Here is a 16,564-nt window from a genome sequence, read left to right as displayed (position 1 = left end):
GGCGGCCTCCTGCAACGACCCGCACCGCTCCCGTAGGAGCGGCCCCAGCCACGACAGCCATCTACCGACACCACCAACGCCTCGCCACGCATGGCGGTCGGCCTCAAGCGGCCTCCTGCAACGACCTGCCCCATCTCTGTAGGAGCGGCCACAGCCGCGACAGCCCTCCCACCCGCGCAGCCAAAAAAAAGCCCCACCGGCAGCAGCCGACGGGGCTCTCATGGACAGCGTGCAGGGCGTCGATGGACTCAGCCCATCCGCACCCACCACAGCAGGGCCAGACCGGCGACCATCACCAGGCCGCCGAACTGGCGCAGCCGCTGCGAGGGCAGCGTGCCGAGCTGCTGCATCGTCTGCCGCCACAGCCCCGGCAGCGCGAACAGGACCAGCCCCTCGATCACCGCCACCAGGCACAGCGCCGAGACCAGCTCGCCCGGCATCAGCGATCGCTCTTGAGGTACTGCAGGAACGGGTCGTCCTTGTCGAGCACGATCACGCCCTGGCCATCGGCGAACGAACTGCGATAGGCCTCCAGGCTGCGATAGAACGCGTAGAACGCCGGGTCGGCGCTGGCCGACTGCCCGTACAGGCGCGCAGCCTCGGCATCGCCTTCACCGCGCAGGCGCTGCGCATCGCGCTCGGCCTCGGCCACGATCACCGCCTGGTCGCGGTCGGCCTGGGCACGCACGGTCCGTGCCTGCTCCTCGCCTTCTGCGCGCAGGGCGCTGGCGACCTGCTTGCGCTCGGCGCGCATGCGGTCGTAGACCTGCTTGATCACGTCGCTGTCGGTGGGCAGGTCGATCTGCTTGAGCCGGATGTCGACGATGCGCATGCCCAGCGTGGCGGCACCGCGGTTGATGCCCTCCAGCTGCGTGGCGATGACTTCGGCGCGGTCGCCCGACACCAGCTGGGTCAGGGTACGGGCGTTGATCTCGTTGCGCAGCGAGTCCTTGATGATCGGCGCCAGGCGGTCGCTGGCGGCGGTCTCGTCGCCACCGGTGGCACGGTAGAACGCCCGCACGTCGTCGATGTAGCCGATGGCCACGAAGTCGACGCTGACGTCCTTGCGCTCGGAGGTCAGGTAACGCTCCGGCGAGAAATCGACCAGGCTGAAACGGCGGTCGAACACGCGCGCGGTCTCGACCAGCGGCACCTTGAAATGCAGGCCGGGGCCGATGTCGGTCCGGGCCACGCGACCCAGGTTCAGGACCAGGCCGACCTGGTCCTCGCGCACCACGTAGACCGAGCCGAGCAGGCCCAGCAGCACGGCCACGGCCGCTGCAACGATTGCCGGGTACTTCATCGGGACACCTCCTCACGCCCGGTGCGGCCGGTGGCGCGCACCGGCTCGCTCGCATTCTCGATCGCCGGCAGCACCGTCTCGGGCGCGATGGCGGCCCCGGTCGGCGGTGCTGGCAACGGCGCACTGGCACCGCCGGACGATCCCATCGGCACGTAGATCAGCTGGCGCTCGTCGCCGCCGACCACCTTGCGGTTGCGGGCCAGCACGTCCTGCACCGTCTCCAGCCACAGGCGCTTGCGGGTGACTTCCGGCGCGTTGCGGTGCTCGTCGCGCAGCAGGCTGAAGCGGGCGACATCACCCTCTGCCTGGGCGACCTTGGCGGCCTTGTAGCCCTCGGCCACGGTGCGGCGGCGTGCGGCCTCGCCTCGCGACTCCGGCACCACCTTGGCGGCGTAGGCACGGGCCTCGTTGATCAGCTGGTCCTTGATCTGCTGGGCGCTGTTGACCTCGTCGAAGGCCGGCTTGACCTCCTCCGGCGGACGCGCGTCCTGCAGGTTGACCTCGGTCACGACCAGGCCGGTGCGATAGGCGTCCAGCGAAGCCTGCAGCTGCTCGGAGGCGCTGACCGACAGGGGCCCACGCGCACCGAGCACGGTATCGAGGTTGGCGCGGCCGACCTGTTCGCGGATCACGCTCTGCGCGACCTGCTCGAGCACGCGATCGGCATCGCGCGAACCGAACAGGTACAGGCGCGGGTCGCCGACCCGGTACTGCACGTTCAGCGTCACGTTGACGATGTTCTCGTCGCGGGTCAGGACCAGCACGGTGTTGCTGAAGGTCTTGATCTGGGTCGCATTGACCTTGACCACGCGCTCGATCGGCCACGGGAACTTCAGGTTCGGACCGGGCTGCATCACGCGGGCGAACTCGCCGAAGCGCAGGACCACGCCACGCTGCTGTTCGCCGATCAGCTGGAAGCTGCTCAGCAGGACCAGCAGGGCCACGCCCAGCAGCACCCAGCGGAAGATCCCGCCACCGTTGCCACCGCCGAACTGGCGGCGCAGGTTCTCGAACGCGTCACCCAGCCCGTTGTTGTTGCCGCCAGACGAGGGCCGCCGCGGCGGCCAGGGGTTGCGTCCATTGTTGTCGGGGGAGTCCCCACCCTTCCCGGGGGTATTCCAGGCCATGCACACTCCGTGGTTGCGGGTCCGGCCGGACGCAGCAAAACGCTGCATGCGGCGGCAGAAGCCCGATTCTAACTGATGGGGACGCCCTGCCGCCCCGACAAGGGGCGGGCCGGCATCGACATCGGCGACATCGGCCACGCACCTGCCAAATGACCGCTCTCCGATCCCGCGGCGCAGGCCGGCGGCACTGCCGGGCGGCGCCAGGCAGCCCCCGAATGCGGCGATGCGCGCCCGGCCCGGCTCAGTGGCCGCGGCCGTGCGCAGGAACGGCGCAGCCCCGCCGCCGGGTGCCCGGGCCGGTCAGGCCCACTCGTCCGGCTCGACCGGCGGCAGCAGGTCCTGCAGATACACCCCGCCGGGACCGGCGGCGATCCGCTCGGCCTCGCCCAGCGGCATGTCGATCTGCAGCAGCCAGCCCTCCTCGTCCGCGGTCTCGGACTGGACGGCGCCGGCCTCGTGCAGGCGCGCGCGCAGGCGGCCGGCACCCGGCGGCAGGCGCAGTTCGCCGAAGGCTCGCTGGAAATCCAGCCGCCGGGCCAGCGCGGCCTGCAGCAGTTCCAGGCCGCGGCCGTCGCGGGCCGACAGCCAGACCCGCTCGTGGTGGCCGGGCTCGTCGGCCGCCGCCTCGCTGTGGTCGTGGCGCGGTTCGGCGCCCTCGATCCGGTCGATCTTGTTGAACACCAGCAGCTGCGGCAGGTCGCCGGCGCCGATCTCGGTCAGCACCTCGTCCACCTGGGCGATGCGGTCCTCGCGCTGCGGATCGGCGGCATCGATCACATGCAGCAGCAGGTCGGCCTCGCGCGCCTCGCTCAGGGTCGAGCGGAACGCGGCAACCAGTTCGTGCGGCAGGTCGCGGACGAAGCCGACCGTATCGGCCAGAACCACGCCACCGCCCGGCAGGGTGATCCGGCGCACGGTCGGGTCCAGCGTGGCGAACAGCTGGTCGGCCGCGTAGGCGTCTGCGCCGGTCAGCGCATTGAACAGGGTCGATTTGCCGGCATTGGTGTAGCCGACCAGGGCCACGCGCGGCAGCTCGCTGCGCACGCGGGCGCGGCGCATCTGGGTGCGCTGCACCTCGACCTTGTCCAGCCGGCGCTGCAGCTGCTCAAGACGCTTCTGCAACAGACGGCGGTCGGTTTCCAGCTGGGTTTCGCCGGGGCCGCGCAGGCCGATGGCGCCGCCGCGCTGGCGTTCCAGGTGGGTCCAGCCACGCACCAGGCGCGTGGCCATGTGCTTGAGCTGGGCCAGTTCGACCTGCAGCTTGCCGTCGTGGCTGCGGGCGCGCTGGGCGAAGATGTCCAGGATCAGGCCGGTGCGGTCGACCACCCGGCGCTGCAGCTCGCGCTCCAGGTTGCGTTCCTGGCCGGGGCTGAGTGGATGGTTGACCAGGATCAGGTCGGCGCCGGTAGCGTCGGCCGCGGCCCGCACTTCTTCCAGCTTGCCGGTGCCGATCAGCAGCGCCGGGTTGGGCTTGTCGATCCGCGCGGTCAATGTCGCCGCGATGGTGGCACCGGCGGAGCGGGCCAGGTCGGCGAACTCCTCCAGCACATCCTCGGCCAGTGCACCGCCCGAGTAGGGCTGGATCAGCAGGGCATGTTCACCCTTGCGCGAACGTTCGAACAATCAGGACTCCGCTTCGTCTTGCCCGTCGTCGTCGTGGCCGGCCTCGCCGGGCTGCTGCACGTAGCCGCCTCCCGGACCCACCTTGACGTTGCGCGACGGTACCACCGTGGAAATGGCGTGCTTGTAGACCATCTGGCTGACGGTGCTGCGCAGCAGCACCACGAACTGGTCGAACGATTCGATCGTGCCCTGCAGCTTGATCCCGTTGACCAGGTAGACCGACACCGGCACGCGCTCGCGACGCAGTGCGTTCAGAAAAGGATCCTGCAGCGATTGCCCCTTGGACATGTGGTTTCCCCGCTTATTGTTATTGGTCCATCCGGGCCGTTCCCCGCCCGTTGGGAGCATGTTACACAAGGCCGGCCCGGCCCGCCGGCAGGAAGGCCCCGACCGCATCCCGCAGCCGGTCCGCGTCGTGCACCGGGTCGAACCAGCGCGCATCGAGTTCGCCGCGCAGCCAGGTGATCTGGCGCTTGGCCAGCTGGCGGGTGGCGAAGATGCCGCGGTCGCGCAGCTGCGCGGCGTCGAAGGCGCCGTCCAGGTGTTCCCAGGCCTGGCGGTAGCCGACCGCACGCAGCGCCGGCAGGTCCAGCGGCCGCGCCACCGCCTGAAGGCCGGGCAGCGCGCGCAGGCGGCGGACCTCGTCGAGGAAGCCCGCGGCGAGCATCAGGTCGAAGCGGCGGGCGATCCGCTCGTGCAGCACCGCGCGCTCGCGCGGGGCCAGTACCAGCGGCAGGACCCGCCATGGCGGACGCGGCGGTGGCGGCCGACGCTGCCAGGCACTGATCGTCTCGCCGCTGAGCCGGTACACCTCCAGCGCCCGCTGGATCCGCTGCGGATCGTTCGGGCCGATACGGGTGGCGGCAGCCGGATCGATTCCGGCCAGCTCGGCGTGCATCGCCGGCCAGCCGCGCGCCGCGGCCTCCGCGGCCAGCACCTCGCGCAATGCCGGATCGGCCGCCGGCATCGGCGACAGCCCGCGCAGCAGCGCCTGGAAATACAGTCCGGTACCGCCGGCCAGGATCGGCAGGCGGCCACGGGCGAGGATGTCGTCGATCGCAGCGCGCGCATCGGCGGCGAACTCCGCCGCCGAGTACGGCTGCCAGGGCGCGCGCAGGTCCAGCAGGTGGTGCGGCACGCCGGCGCGCTCGGCCAGGTCCGGCTTGGCCGCGCCGATGTCCAGCCCGCGATAGACCAGCGCCGAATCGACGCTGACGATCTCGCCGCCGAACCGCTGCGCCAGCGCGATGGCGAACGCGGTCTTGCCCGACGCGGTCGGGCCCATCACCGCGATGACCGGCGGCCGGAGGTCGATCGCCATCAGCGTGTCCGGATGGCCTGTGCGGTCACGCGTCCCTGCCGCGCCCGAGCACGCTGTTGCGGCGCGAATAGACCAGGTACACCAGCACGCCGAGCACGTTCCAGGCCAGGAACCACAGCTGGGTCTTCTGCGGCAGACTCAGGAACAGGTAGGTGCAGCCGAGGATCGCCACCGGCCCCACGACCCAGGCCAGCGGCGTGCGGAACACGCGCGGGCGCTGCGGGTCGCGCCGGCGCAGCACCAGCAGGCACACCGACACCGCGGTGAACGCGGCCAGGGTGCCGGCGTTGGCGAGCGCGGCGATCTCGTCCAGCCGCGCCACGCCCGCCAGCGCAGCGACCAGCACCGCGGTGAACAGGGTGATCGCCACCGGCGTCCCGCTGCGCGGATTGACCTTGGACAGGCCGCGCGGCAGCAGCCCATCGCGCGACATCACGAAGAAGATGCGGCTCTGCCCGTAGAAGAACGCCAGCAGCACGGTCGGCAGCGCGACCACCGCCGCGCCGGAGACGATGCCGGCGGCGGTGCCCTGTCCCAGTTCGCGCATGATCAGCGCCAGCGGCGCCGGGCTCTGCGCGAACACCATGTAGCTCATCGCGCCGACCGCGGCCAGCGCGACCAGCAGATAGATCACGGTGCAGCCGACCATCGAGCCGATGATGCCGATCGACAGGTCGCGCTTGGGGTTCTTCGTTTCCTCGGCGGCGGTGGAGATCGCATCGAAACCGTAGAACGCGAAGAAGATGATCGCCGCCGCAGCCATCACGCCGCGCTCGGCACCTCCGGCATCCATGCTCTTGGCGAAGCCGTAGGGCATGAACGGATCGAGGTTGGCCGCATCGAAATGCGGGAGCGCGATGGCCACGAACACCGCCAGCGCCACCACCTTGACCACCACCAGCACCGCGTTGAGCGTTGCGCTCTCCCTCGTCCCGACCACCAGCAGCCCGGCCACGACGAAGGTGATCAGCACCGCCGGCAGGTTGATCACGCCGCCGGCATGCGGGCCCACCGCGATCGCCTGCGGCAGCTGCAGGCCGATGCCGGCCAGGAACTCCACCACCGAGCCGGACCAGCCCACCGCCACCGCGCTGACCACCAGCGAATACTCGAGGATCAGGCTCCAGCCGACGATCCAGGCGACGCCCTCACCGAGCACCGCGTAGCTGTAGGTGTAGGCGCTGCCGGCGGCCGGCATCATCGTCGACATCTCGGCGTAGGCCAGCGCCGCACAGGCGCAGACCACGCCGGCGATGATGAAGGACAGCAGGACGGCCGGGCCGGCCAGATTGGCGCCGACGCCGATCAGCGTGTAGATGCCGGTACCCACGATCGCGCCGATACCCAGCGCCACCAGATGCGGCCAGCTGAGGGTCGGCACCAGCCGCCGCCCCTCCTCGTGCACGGTGATCAGATCGATGTTCTTGCGCCGCTGCCATGCCTGCATGGGAGTCCCGCCGGAGATGAAAGGCGCACAGTGTGGGGCATCGCTCCGGCCATTGCGATGTGCGCCGCCGCAGCCGACGCAGGCGGGGCTCGCTCCCCGCATCGCAGTGGCGCAGGCCGCGCCACGCCGCGCATCGGGCCGCGCCCGTACGCGATGCCTCGTCGCGCCGGGATCCTGATGCGATGGCCGCCTCGGCGGCCAAAGCATCAAGGGCACTGCCCGTCGCGGACCTCGTGGCGGACATTGCCCAACCTGCCGCAGGTGTCGCGCGAACGCAGCGCCCGCCATGGTGAACAGCCACGGCACACATCGATGCGGCCTTTACCGCCGTCATACATGACGACAGCGCGAGGCCGCTGCGTGCACCTGACGCAACAGCTTGCGGGCACGGGCACGCGGGCGCGCTCATGCGCCTGTGCGCGAACCTTGTCCGGCACGCGACGCCCGCCGGATCGGCGGCAAACGCGACGACGGGTGAAGAAAAACCGATGCCGGGCCGCCTCGTTGCGGAGGCTGGACGCTCATGCCGCCCAACAGGCCGGGCGGACGCCTCAGGTCTCGTCCGGCCAGCGGATCGCGGGCGCCGCATCGCGCCGCGGAGCGGGTACCGCCTCGATGGCCGCCCAGACCTTCATCGCATCGACGGTAGCGGCCACGTCGTGCACGCGCACGATCCGCGCACCGCGCTGCACGGCGACCAGATGCGCGGCCACCGACGCCGCGACGCGCTCGGCCGGCACCTCGCGTCCGGTCAGCTCGCCCAGGCTGCGCTTGCGCGACAGACCGGCGAGCACCGGCACGCCGAGCTCGCCGATACGTTCCAGGCCGGCCAGCAGGGTCATGTTGTGCCCGGTGGACTTGCCGAAGCCGAAACCGGGATCGACCACGATCCGCTTCTTTTCGATCCCGGCCAGTTCCGCCGCGAAGATCCGCTCGGCCAGGAACCGGTGCACCTCGGCGACCACGTCGTCGTACTGTGGCGCGGCCTGCATCGAGCCGGGCTCGCCCTGCATGTGCATCAGCACCACCGGCACGCGCAGATCGGCCACCGCCTCCAGCGCGCCGGGCGCGCGCAGCGCCTGGATGTCGTTGACCATGCCGGCACCGGCCTGCACCGCGGCGCGCATGACCTCGGGCTTGCAGGTATCGATGCTGATCGGCACCGCGATCTGCCCTGCAAGGGCCTCGATCACCGGCAGCACCCGCCGCAGCTCCTCGTCCAGCGGCACCGCTTCGGCACCGGGACGGGTCGATTCGCCACCGATGTCGAGGATGTCCGCCCCTTCGGCGACCAGCCGCAGGCCATGGGCCACCGCGGCGGCGACCGTATCGTGCGCGCCGCCGTCGGAGAACGAATCGGGGGTGACGTTGACGATGCCCATCACCCGGGGGCGATCCAGCACCAGGCGGCGGCCGTTGCAGTCCAGCTGCGGCGACAGGTCGAACATGCTCTCACTCCCCTGCCGCGTGCACGGCGGTCTGGAAGCGTCGCGACGGCGCGACGCGGTGCTGCTAGCGACCCAGTTCGCGGAACAGCGCTGCATCCTGGCGTGCGGCGCGATGGCGTGCGTACAGGCCGAAGCCGAACGCGGCGACGGCCAGCAGCACGCAGGGCACCACCAGCAGCAGCGGCAGCGCACCGAATGCGTAGAACAGCGCAGTGAAGGTCAGCAGCGAGGATGCGGCCGCGAAACCAGCCGTGGCGCGGTTGCGCCACGGATTGCGGACGTAATAGCCGGCGCCACGGGGTGGCGCCTGGTGCTCATGGTCGGGCATGCCTGCAGCCAGCCGAGCGGTCAGCTCTGGGTGGCGGGGCCACCGACCGGCGGCAGCGGGCGCGGGTCGCCACCTCCACTCTGGTCACCGCCCTTGCCGGACTTGTTCCAGCCCATCGGCGGCGGCGGCTCGCGGCCTTCCATGATCGCGTCGATCTGCGGCGCGTCGATGGTCTCGTACTGCAGCAGCAGCTGCGACATCGCATGCAGCTTGTCGCTGTTCTCGGTCAGCAAGGCCTTGGTCCTGGCGTAGGCCTTGTCCAGGATCGAGCGCACCACCTCGTCGATCCGGCGGGCGGTCGCGTCGGATACGTTCTTGTGCTGGGTGACCGAGCGGCCGAGGAACACCTCGTCCTCTTCCTCGCCATAGGCGATCGGCCCCATCTCGTCGCTCAGGCCCCACTTGGTGACCATGTTGCGCGCCATCTTGGTGGCGCGCTCGATGTCGTTGGAGGCGCCGGTGGTGACCTTGTCCTCGCCGAAGATCAGCTCCTCTGCGACGCGGCCGCCATACAGCGAGCACAGCTGCGACTCGATCGCCACGCGGTTCATCGAGTACCGGTCGCCTTCGGGCAGGTACATCGTCACGCCCAGCGCGCGGCCGCGCGGAATGATCGTGACCTTGTAGACCGGGTCGTGCTCGGGGACGAGGCGGCCGACGATGGCGTGGCCGGCCTCGTGGTAGGCGGTCAGTGTCTTCTCGTCCTCGCTCATCGCCATCGAGCGGCGCTCGGCGCCCATCAGGATCTTGTCGCGGGCCCGGTCGAAGTGGTCCATGCGGACCTCCTTCTCGTTGCCGCGCGCGGCGAACAGGGCCGCCTCGTTGCAGAGGTTGGCCAGGTCGGCGCCCGAGAAGCCCGGGGTACCGCGCGCGATCACCATCGGCTCCACGTCGTCGGCCAGCGGCAGCTTGCGCATGTGCACACGCAGGATCTGCTCGCGGCCCTTCACGTCGGGCAGGCCGACCACGACCTGGCGGTCGAAGCGGCCCGGACGCAGCAGCGCCGGGTCGAGCACGTCGGGACGGTTGGTGGCGGCGATGACGATCACGCCCTCGCCCCCCTCGAAGCCGTCCATCTCGACCAGCAGCTGGTTCAGGGTCTGCTCGCGCTCGTCATGACCGCCGCCCAGGCCGGCACCGCGATGGCGGCCGACGGCGTCGATCTCGTCGATGAAGATGATGCACGGCGCGTGCTTCTTGGCCTGCTCGAACATGTCGCGCACGCGGCTGGCGCCGACGCCGACGAACATCTCGACGAAGTCCGAACCGGAGATCGAGAAGAACGGGACCTTGGCCTCGCCGGCGATGGCCTTGGCCAGCAGCGTCTTGCCGGTGCCGGGCTGGCCGACCATCAGCACGCCGCGCGGAATCTTGCCGCCCAGCTTCTGGAACTTGGAAGGATCGCGCAGGAACTCGACCAGCTCGCCGACTTCCTCCTTGGCCTCGTCGCAGCCGGCGACGTCGGCGAAGGTGACTTTCACCTGGTCCTCGCCCTGCAGCTTGGCGCGCGACTTGCCGAAGGACATCGCGCCCTTCGCGCCGCCACCGCCGCCCTGCATCTGCCGCATCATGAAGATCCAGAAGCCGATCAGCAGCAGCACCGGCAGGAAGTTCAGGACGATGCCCCAGAAGCCCGGGCCGGTTTTGGGCGGCTCGCGGGTGACTTCGATGTTCTTGCCCAGCAGCTGGTCGGTCAGCTTGAGGTCGATCGGACCGACCACCTGGCCTTCGGTGCCGTCGCTGCGGCGATAGCGGATGACGTTGCTGGTCAGCGTGCTCTCGTCGGTGATCACCACCGAACGGATGCGACCGGATTCGACATCCTGCAGGAAGCGCGTGTAGGTCGGCGCTTCGCCGGTCGAGGTCGTCGCGCCGCGCGGCGAGAAGCTCTGGAACACGACCATCAGTACGACGGCGACCACCACCCAGAGCAGCAGATTCTTGGTCAAGTCGTTCATCCTCATCGCTCCGGTGCTTCCTCTTCTTTTCTATGGTGTCCCGGCCTGGCCGGACGGGTCGAGCTTACTTGATCTGGGCACGCTTGCCCTGCCCCAGGGCATAGACCTCGGGCGAGCGCTTGCGCGACGCCGCCGGCTTGCGGATGACCACCCGCTCGTAGCGCCGGCGCAGCTCGCGCACGTAATCGTCGAAGCCCACTCCCTGGAACAGCTTGATCAGGAAGGCGCCACCGGGGCGCAGATGGGCGTCGGCGAACTCCATCGCCAGCTCCGCCAGATGCATCGCACGCGGCTGGTCGACCGCGTCCACGCCACTCATATTGGGTGCCATGTCCGAAAGCACAAGGTCGACCTGCTGGCCGTCCAGACGGGCTTCCAGCTCCGATAGGACGGCATCCTCCCTGAAATCCCCATGAAGGAAGTCCACCCCAGCCAGCGGCGGCATCTCCAGGATGTCCAGGGCGATGACCCGGCCGCTGTCGCCCAGGGCCTGGCGGACGTACTGCGACCAGCCTCCCGGGGCAGCGCCGAGGTCGACCACGGCCATGCCCGGCTTGAGCAGGCGGTCGCGCTCGATCAGCTCCTCCAGCTTGTAGGCCGCGCGCGAGCGCAGGCCCTCGGCCTGGGCCTTCTTCACATAGGGATCGGCGAAGTGTTCGCGGAGCCAGCGGTGGCTGCTCTTGCTGCGGGAGGCCATGGGGGTTCCCGCGGGCGCGACCCGCGGCGGGGAGATGGCCGGCCATGATACCCTGATCCGCCATTTCACCCGGCCCGCACCCGATGCCCGTTGTCCTGACCTCTGCCCAGAACCGCTTCCTGCGCGGCCAGGCCCACGATCTGAAGGCGCTGATGCAGGTCGGCGGCAAGGGCATCACGCCGTCGCTGCTGGCCGAGCTGGACCAGCTGCTGGAGCGCCACGAGCTGGTCAAGGTGAAGGTCGGTGCCGAGGACCGCGAAGCCCGCGACGCGATGATCGCCGAGCTGGCCTCCGGCAGCGACGCGGCCCTGGTCCAGCGCATCGGCCACACCGCGACCCTGTACCGCCCCGGCCGCGACAAGCGCCAGATCGTGCTGCCGCGGGCCTGAAGCGCAGGATGCCGTCGTGCAGTTGAGCGAGGAACGCCCCGATTACAGCTACGTGCTCCGCGGTGCCGACGGGCGCCAGGCACGGGTCAACGACCGGGTGCTTCAACGCAGCTTCGCCGTCTCGCCCAACCAGTTGATCGAGGACTGGGATGGGCCATCGTCGGCCAGCACCCTCGCCCCCGACCATCTGGCACCCCTGCTCGCGCTGGGTCCGGAGCTGATCGTGCTCGGCACCGGCGACCGCCAGGTCTTTCCTGCCCCCGCCGTCATGGCCGCCTGCCTGAGCCGCGGCATCGGCATCGAGGTGATGGACAACGCAGCCGCCGCGCGCACCTTCAACGTGCTGGCCGGCGAAGGCCGGCGTGCGCTGGTGATCCTCCTGCTGGAAACCCCGGACGGCTGACGCCCGCGGCAGCGCTCGCCCCTTCAGGGACACTGCCCGCAGGTGATCCGCCCCGGCGGTCACGCTCGTCGCGTCGTGTGGATTCCCTGCCGCCCCGTGATGTCGCGGGCCGATGGACCGAGCGCAGGACGTCGGCGGCAGCACACTGAAGCCCGGATCCTCCGGCAGCGGCCACATGAGCTGCCCCAGCGCGTACCGGACCAGTCCGAATGCGGTGTTGGCCATCATCTGCTCGCCGGACAGCCGGCCGACGAGCACGCCGTCGCGCTCCACCGGCAATCCGGCATCGGCGACGCTGGCCACGAGCACGCGGCTGCCCGGGTCCGCCAGCATGATCGGCACACACAGGGAAGCGCCCCAACAGCTGGCTGTCGTCGCGTGTGCAAACGGCACGTGCCTCATCGAAGACGGCTCGCGCCGCCTCCGGCGGAATCAGTGCAGCCGCATGGCCCGGCAGCGCCCAGCATGCGATCGGCAACACCGGCGATCTTGCGGTCACGCACTGCACTCCCCGCACACGCCCGGTCGAACCGAGCATGCGCCGGAGCGGAGGTTCATCGGCCTCCACGGCACTCTTCTCCGGCGGCCCCGCGATCGGGAGCCATCGGCGCCCACCCGCGCAGCGGCGCCACCGGGCGGCATCGCAGGCCGGCGTGGCTGGCACGTCAGGCACAGCGATTGGATGGGAACACGCCGGTGAACGGCCACATGGCCAGATCGGCGCCTCGGCAGGCAAGGCGAGGAAGCTCACGTCCGTCGTGGCGACCGGGTCGGCGCCGCCGGCGACGATCCACCGCATCGGGCGCCGACGGCCCCGGGGCGCTGCGCCAGGCGAAGCATCCGCTGGCAAGCGGCAGCGCGGCTGGATCAGCGCTTGGGCAGGTAAGGCAGAGGATCCACCGGCTTGCCGTTATGGCGGATCTCGAAGTGCAGCATGTCGCGGGCAGCTCCGGTCCGCCCCATCTCCGCGATCTGCTGGCCCGCCTTCACGTTCTGGCCCTCGTTGACCAAACGCTTGCGGTTGTGCCCGTACGCCGACAGCCACTGCTCGTTGTGCTTGACGATGATCAGCTCGCCGTAGCCGACCAGACCGGCCCCCGAGTAGACGACGACGCCATCGGCAGCGGCGTTGACCGCCTGCCCGCTGTTGCCACCGATGTCGATGCCCTGCCGCGTGTTGTCGCCGGCGACGAAGCCGTTGATCAGCACGCCTTCCGCCGGCCAGCGCCAGGCGAAACCGCTGCTCGCAGGCGCGGGCGCGGGAGCCGGCGTCGCAGGCCTGGGCGGAGTGGCTGCGGGCGCGGCCGGCCGGGCTGCAGGTGTACTGCCGGCGGTCGGCGCGGGCCGCGCCGCGGTCGCGGCCTGGCCGCTGCCGGACAGCGTCAGCCGCTGCCCGGGATAGATGGTGTAAGGCGGTTGCAGCCGGTTCCAGCGGGCGACATCGGCCACCTGCTGCCCGTGCCGGCGCGCGATCGAATACAGGGTATCGCCGCGCTGGACGACCACGCTGCCGGCATTGCCGGATCCGGCCGATGGCGATGCGCCGCTGGCAGCCGGAGTCCGGGTCACCGTACTGCTGCAGGCGGCCAGCACCAGCGCCAGCAATCCCACCAGTGCCAGGCCCGCCGGCCCGATCCGCCTCGTCTCCGTCATTCCCGCTCCTCGTATCCATGGCCCGCCCCGATCCAGGGCGGGTGGGCGCATCGTGTGCAGCCCGAGTGTGCGACGTCGCGTCCGAACGGATGCCAACCCGGCATCCGCGCGGAGCGCCATCAACCGCCGATCCGCTGCAGCAGGCCGTGCACGGCCACGCCACCACCGCCGATCAGGATGCTGAAGTAGACCATCGTGCCGATGTTGGCCAGGTGACCGAGCAGCACCGCGCCGCCGTCGCGCTGGATCAGGCCGATCGCGTACAGCAGCAGCGCCAGTCCCGGGATCGTATTGCTGAACGGAATGAAGCCGAAAGGCGCCATCAGCAGCAGCGCGGCCAGGATGAAGCACAGGTTGTTGATGATGTCCTGCAGGCGGCCGTCGACCAGCACGCGCAGCCGGTACGGACGGGCGACCTTCTCGAGCCGGCGCACCCAGGTCATGCCGCCGGCCAGGCCCGGACGCAGCTTGGCCGCCGGCAGCGGGCGCTCCTTGAGCCGGCGCGGCAGCCACAGCGGGCGGCCGGACAGGCGGCTGATGCCGACCAGCAGGATCGCCGCGCCGAACACCGTGCTCACGCCGGGGATGGAGACCGGAATCATGAAGACCAGGGTCAGCATGATGGTCAGCAGCAGCAGGCCCTCGTCACCGAACGCGTCCAGCAGTTCGCCCAGGGTCAGGTGGTCCTCGGGCAGCTGGTCGATGACCTGCGCGATCTGGTCGCCCAGCGGGACCGCCTCGGGCGCGGCGGAACGGGAAGTCGGCTCGGACATCTTCTGGTTCAATCGATCATTCCGGACAGGAGCGGGACGAAGGTGACGGGCGCCAGGTGCGTCTCGTCGACGCCGCCATCCTCGCGGCGAACGAGCCGGATCAGGCTCTGCTGCTGGCTGCCGCCGACCGGCGCGATCAACTGGCCACCGGGGCGCAGCTGCTCGACCAGGGCCGGCACCAACGCGGCCGCGGCGGCAGTGACCAGGATGCCGTCGAACGGACCGTGCTCGGCCCAGCCGACGCGGCCATCGTCGTGCTTGCTGCGCACGTTCATGCCCAGCGTGCGGAAGCGCTTGCGCGCCTGCCGCAGCAGATCGCCGATGCGCTCGACCGTGTAGACCTCCAGCCCCAGCGCCGCCAGCACCGCGCCCTGGTAGCCCGAGCCGGTGCCGATCTCCAGCACCTTCGACGGCGCGTTCTGCAGCAGCACCTCGGTCATGCGCGCCACCACCCAGGGCTGGGAGATGGTCTGGCCGAAGCCGATCGGCAGCGCGGTGTCCTCGTAGGCGCGCATCGCCAGCGCCTCGTCGACGAACAGATGCCGCGGCACCGCGCCCATCACCGCCAGCACGCGCTCGTCGGCGATGCCGGCTTCGCGCAGGCGCTCGACCAGGCGGTCGCGGACGCGCTGCGAGGTCATCCCGACACCCATCGCCGCCGGCTGCAGCCGCAGCCGCGGCGTCACGCCCCGCCTCCGTCCCGGGCCAGTGCGGCGCTCAGCCCGCCGACCCAGCCGGCGACCTTCTCCAACGCCTGGTAGCGGGTCAGGTCGACGTGGATCGGGGTGATCGCGATGTGCCCGGTGCGCACGGCATGGAAGTCGGTGCCGGGGCCGGCGTCCTGCTCCGGGCCGGCCGGGCCGATCCAGTAGACGGTGCGGCCGCGCGGGTCGGACTGCGGGATGCAGGGTTCGGACCGATGGCGGTTGCCGAGCCGGGTCACCTCGAAGCCGAGGACATCGCCCCAGGCCAGGTCGGGCACGTTGACGTTCAGGATCGTGTCGGCCGGCAGCGGATCGGCCTTGAGCCGCGCGACGATCTCCACCGCGGCACGCGCGGCGGTCTCGTAATGCTGCGCGTCGTGATTGCGCGTGGCCAGCGACACCGCCACCGCGGGCAGCCCGAGAAAGCGCCCCTCCATCGCCGCCGACACCGTGCCCGAATAGATCACGTCGTCGCCGAGATTGGCGGTGTTGTTGATGCCGGAGACCACGATGTCCGGATCGAACTCGAACATGCCGGTCAGCGCCAGGTGCACGCAGTCGGTCGGCGTGCCGGCCACCGAGCAGGTGTAGTGATCGATCCGCTTGACCCGGATCGGCAGATCCAGGGTCAGCGAATTGCTGGCGCCCGAGCGGTCGCGATCGGGCGCGACCACATAGACCTCGTGACCGGCATCACGCAGATGCTCCGCCAGGATGCGGATGCCGGGGGCATCCACGCCGTCGTCGTTGCTGACCAGTACGCGCATGGGCTTCCTCGAAAACCCGGGCATGATACCGGATGCGTCCAGTGCCGGTTGCGCCGCTGCACGCGGACGCTACCCTGTGCGCATGATCGACGACGACGACGCCGCGCTGTTCCGTGACGCGATCGGCAAGGTGGCGCCGCTGCGCACCGATGCCGAGGCGCCGCCGGCACGCCCGCGCCCGCGTCCGGCGCTGCGTCGCGACAGCGTGGTCCAGGCCCCTGCCGGCACCCCGCTCGCCGGCGCGGACGGCGACGTCCTGCAACGCGGCGACATCAGCAGTTTCCGTCGCGACCGCCTGTCCGCCCAGGCCTGGCAGCGGCTGCGGCGCGGCCAGTTCTCCGCGCTCGACGAGCTGGACCTGCATGGCGCCAGCGCACTGCAGGCCGAGCTGCTGCTGGCGCGTTTCATCGCCGAAGCGGTGGACGCCGGCATCGGCTGCGTGCGCATCATCCACGGCAAGGGCGCGGGCGCGGAAACCGGCGTGCCGGTGCTGAAGAATCTGGTCGACCGCGTGCTGCGCCAGCGCGGGGACGTGCTGGCATTCCATTCCGCGCCAGCCACGCAGGGCGGCACCGGCGCCCTGCTCGTATTGCTGGCCAACCGCTGAGCGATACGACCGGGTG

18 protein-coding genes are annotated in these 16,564 nt (G+C 70.6%); 3 read left to right on the top strand and 15 right to left on the bottom strand.

Going from position 1 to position 16,564, the window contains the following annotated elements:
- Positions 1–248 precede the first annotated feature (248 nt).
- The 11 genes from IB242_RS02130 to rlmE all read right to left on the bottom strand — a co-directional run bounded on the left by IB242_RS02130 (position 249) and on the right by rlmE (position 11,252).
- The gene (locus IB242_RS02130) at positions 249–440 is read right to left on the bottom strand and encodes a DUF2065 domain-containing protein (RefSeq protein ID WP_192275544.1); all 192 of its coding nucleotides are present in this window, start codon (positions 438–440) and stop codon (positions 249–251) included.
- Positions 440–1,303, bottom strand: coding sequence for a protease modulator HflC (gene hflC, locus IB242_RS02125; RefSeq protein ID WP_192275543.1), 864 nt, complete (start codon positions 1,301–1,303; stop codon positions 440–442). Before hflC ends, IB242_RS02130 begins: the two co-directional genes overlap by 1 nt.
- Complete coding sequence (hflK, locus tag IB242_RS02120) at positions 1,300–2,430, bottom strand: FtsH protease activity modulator HflK (RefSeq protein WP_192275542.1); 1,131 nt, start codon at positions 2,428–2,430, stop codon at positions 1,300–1,302. Before hflK ends, hflC begins: the two co-directional genes overlap by 4 nt.
- Before the next feature lie 300 nt (positions 2,431–2,730).
- Positions 2,731–4,053, bottom strand: a complete 1,323-nt coding sequence (gene hflX / locus IB242_RS02115; protein ID WP_192275541.1) for a ribosome rescue GTPase HflX — start codon at positions 4,051–4,053, stop codon at positions 2,731–2,733.
- The gene (gene hfq / locus IB242_RS02110; protein ID WP_192275540.1) at positions 4,054–4,341 is read right to left on the bottom strand and encodes an RNA chaperone Hfq; all 288 of its coding nucleotides are present in this window, start codon (positions 4,339–4,341) and stop codon (positions 4,054–4,056) included.
- Positions 4,342–4,402: 61 nt separating this feature from the next.
- Positions 4,403–5,374, bottom strand: coding sequence for a tRNA (adenosine(37)-N6)-dimethylallyltransferase MiaA (gene miaA / locus IB242_RS02105; RefSeq protein WP_192275539.1), 972 nt, complete (start codon positions 5,372–5,374; stop codon positions 4,403–4,405).
- A 25-nt stretch (positions 5,375–5,399) separates the two neighbouring features.
- The gene (locus IB242_RS02100) at positions 5,400–6,821 is read right to left on the bottom strand and encodes an amino acid permease (protein WP_192275538.1); all 1,422 of its coding nucleotides are present in this window, start codon (positions 6,819–6,821) and stop codon (positions 5,400–5,402) included.
- 551 nt (positions 6,822–7,372) lie between these two features.
- Positions 7,373–8,269, bottom strand: a complete 897-nt coding sequence (gene folP, locus IB242_RS02095; protein WP_192275537.1) for a dihydropteroate synthase — start codon at positions 8,267–8,269, stop codon at positions 7,373–7,375.
- Between the two features lie 64 nt (positions 8,270–8,333).
- A complete protein-coding gene (locus IB242_RS02090; RefSeq protein ID WP_192275536.1) occupies positions 8,334–8,597 on the bottom strand; it encodes a hypothetical protein in 264 nt (87 codons plus the stop codon).
- A gap of 20 nt (positions 8,598–8,617) precedes the next feature.
- Positions 8,618–10,555 carry an ATP-dependent zinc metalloprotease FtsH gene (ftsH, locus tag IB242_RS02085; RefSeq protein WP_192275535.1) on the bottom strand — a complete coding sequence of 646 codons (1,938 nt, stop codon included), beginning with the start codon at positions 10,553–10,555 and terminating at the stop codon, positions 8,618–8,620.
- A gap of 64 nt (positions 10,556–10,619) precedes the next feature.
- A complete protein-coding gene (gene rlmE / locus IB242_RS02080; protein WP_192275534.1) occupies positions 10,620–11,252 on the bottom strand; it encodes a 23S rRNA (uridine(2552)-2'-O)-methyltransferase RlmE in 633 nt (210 codons plus the stop codon).
- Between the two features lie 83 nt (positions 11,253–11,335).
- Between rlmE and yhbY the strand changes: the two genes are divergently transcribed.
- Complete coding sequence (gene yhbY / locus IB242_RS02075; protein ID WP_192275533.1) at positions 11,336–11,641, top strand: ribosome assembly RNA-binding protein YhbY; 306 nt, start codon at positions 11,336–11,338, stop codon at positions 11,639–11,641.
- Positions 11,642–11,657: 16 nt separating this feature from the next.
- Positions 11,658–12,044, top strand: coding sequence for an Mth938-like domain-containing protein (locus IB242_RS02070; protein ID WP_192275532.1), 387 nt, complete (start codon positions 11,658–11,660; stop codon positions 12,042–12,044).
- A gap of 867 nt (positions 12,045–12,911) precedes the next feature.
- On the opposite strand, the gene IB242_RS02065 is transcribed toward IB242_RS02070, so the two are convergent.
- The 4 genes from IB242_RS02065 to surE all read right to left on the bottom strand — a co-directional run bounded on the left by IB242_RS02065 (position 12,912) and on the right by surE (position 15,941).
- Complete coding sequence (locus tag IB242_RS02065; RefSeq protein ID WP_192275531.1) at positions 12,912–13,697, bottom strand: peptidoglycan DD-metalloendopeptidase family protein; 786 nt, start codon at positions 13,695–13,697, stop codon at positions 12,912–12,914.
- A gap of 119 nt (positions 13,698–13,816) precedes the next feature.
- Positions 13,817–14,482, bottom strand: a complete 666-nt coding sequence (locus IB242_RS02060; protein ID WP_343237069.1) for an exopolysaccharide biosynthesis protein — start codon at positions 14,480–14,482, stop codon at positions 13,817–13,819.
- Positions 14,479–15,156, bottom strand: coding sequence for a protein-L-isoaspartate(D-aspartate) O-methyltransferase (locus IB242_RS02055; RefSeq protein ID WP_192275530.1), 678 nt, complete (start codon positions 15,154–15,156; stop codon positions 14,479–14,481). The genes IB242_RS02060 and IB242_RS02055 overlap by 4 nt, the downstream gene beginning before the upstream one ends.
- Positions 15,153–15,941: a 5'/3'-nucleotidase SurE gene (surE, locus tag IB242_RS02050; protein WP_192275529.1), complete on the bottom strand. Its 789-nt coding sequence runs from the start codon at positions 15,939–15,941 to the stop codon at positions 15,153–15,155. The genes IB242_RS02055 and surE overlap by 4 nt, the downstream gene beginning before the upstream one ends.
- Before the next feature lie 82 nt (positions 15,942–16,023).
- On the opposite strand from surE, the gene IB242_RS02045 reads away from it, so the two are divergent.
- The gene (locus tag IB242_RS02045; RefSeq protein WP_192275528.1) at positions 16,024–16,548 is read left to right on the top strand and encodes a Smr/MutS family protein; all 525 of its coding nucleotides are present in this window, start codon (positions 16,024–16,026) and stop codon (positions 16,546–16,548) included.
- The last annotated feature ends 16 nt before the right edge of the window (positions 16,549–16,564 follow it).

Origin of the sequence: Xanthomonas sp. XNM01, from assembly GCF_014851915.1 — a bacterium.
In the GTDB taxonomy this organism is placed as follows: domain Bacteria; phylum Pseudomonadota; class Gammaproteobacteria; order Xanthomonadales; family Xanthomonadaceae; genus Pseudoxanthomonas.
This window is presented reverse-complemented; position numbering and strand designations above follow the sequence as displayed.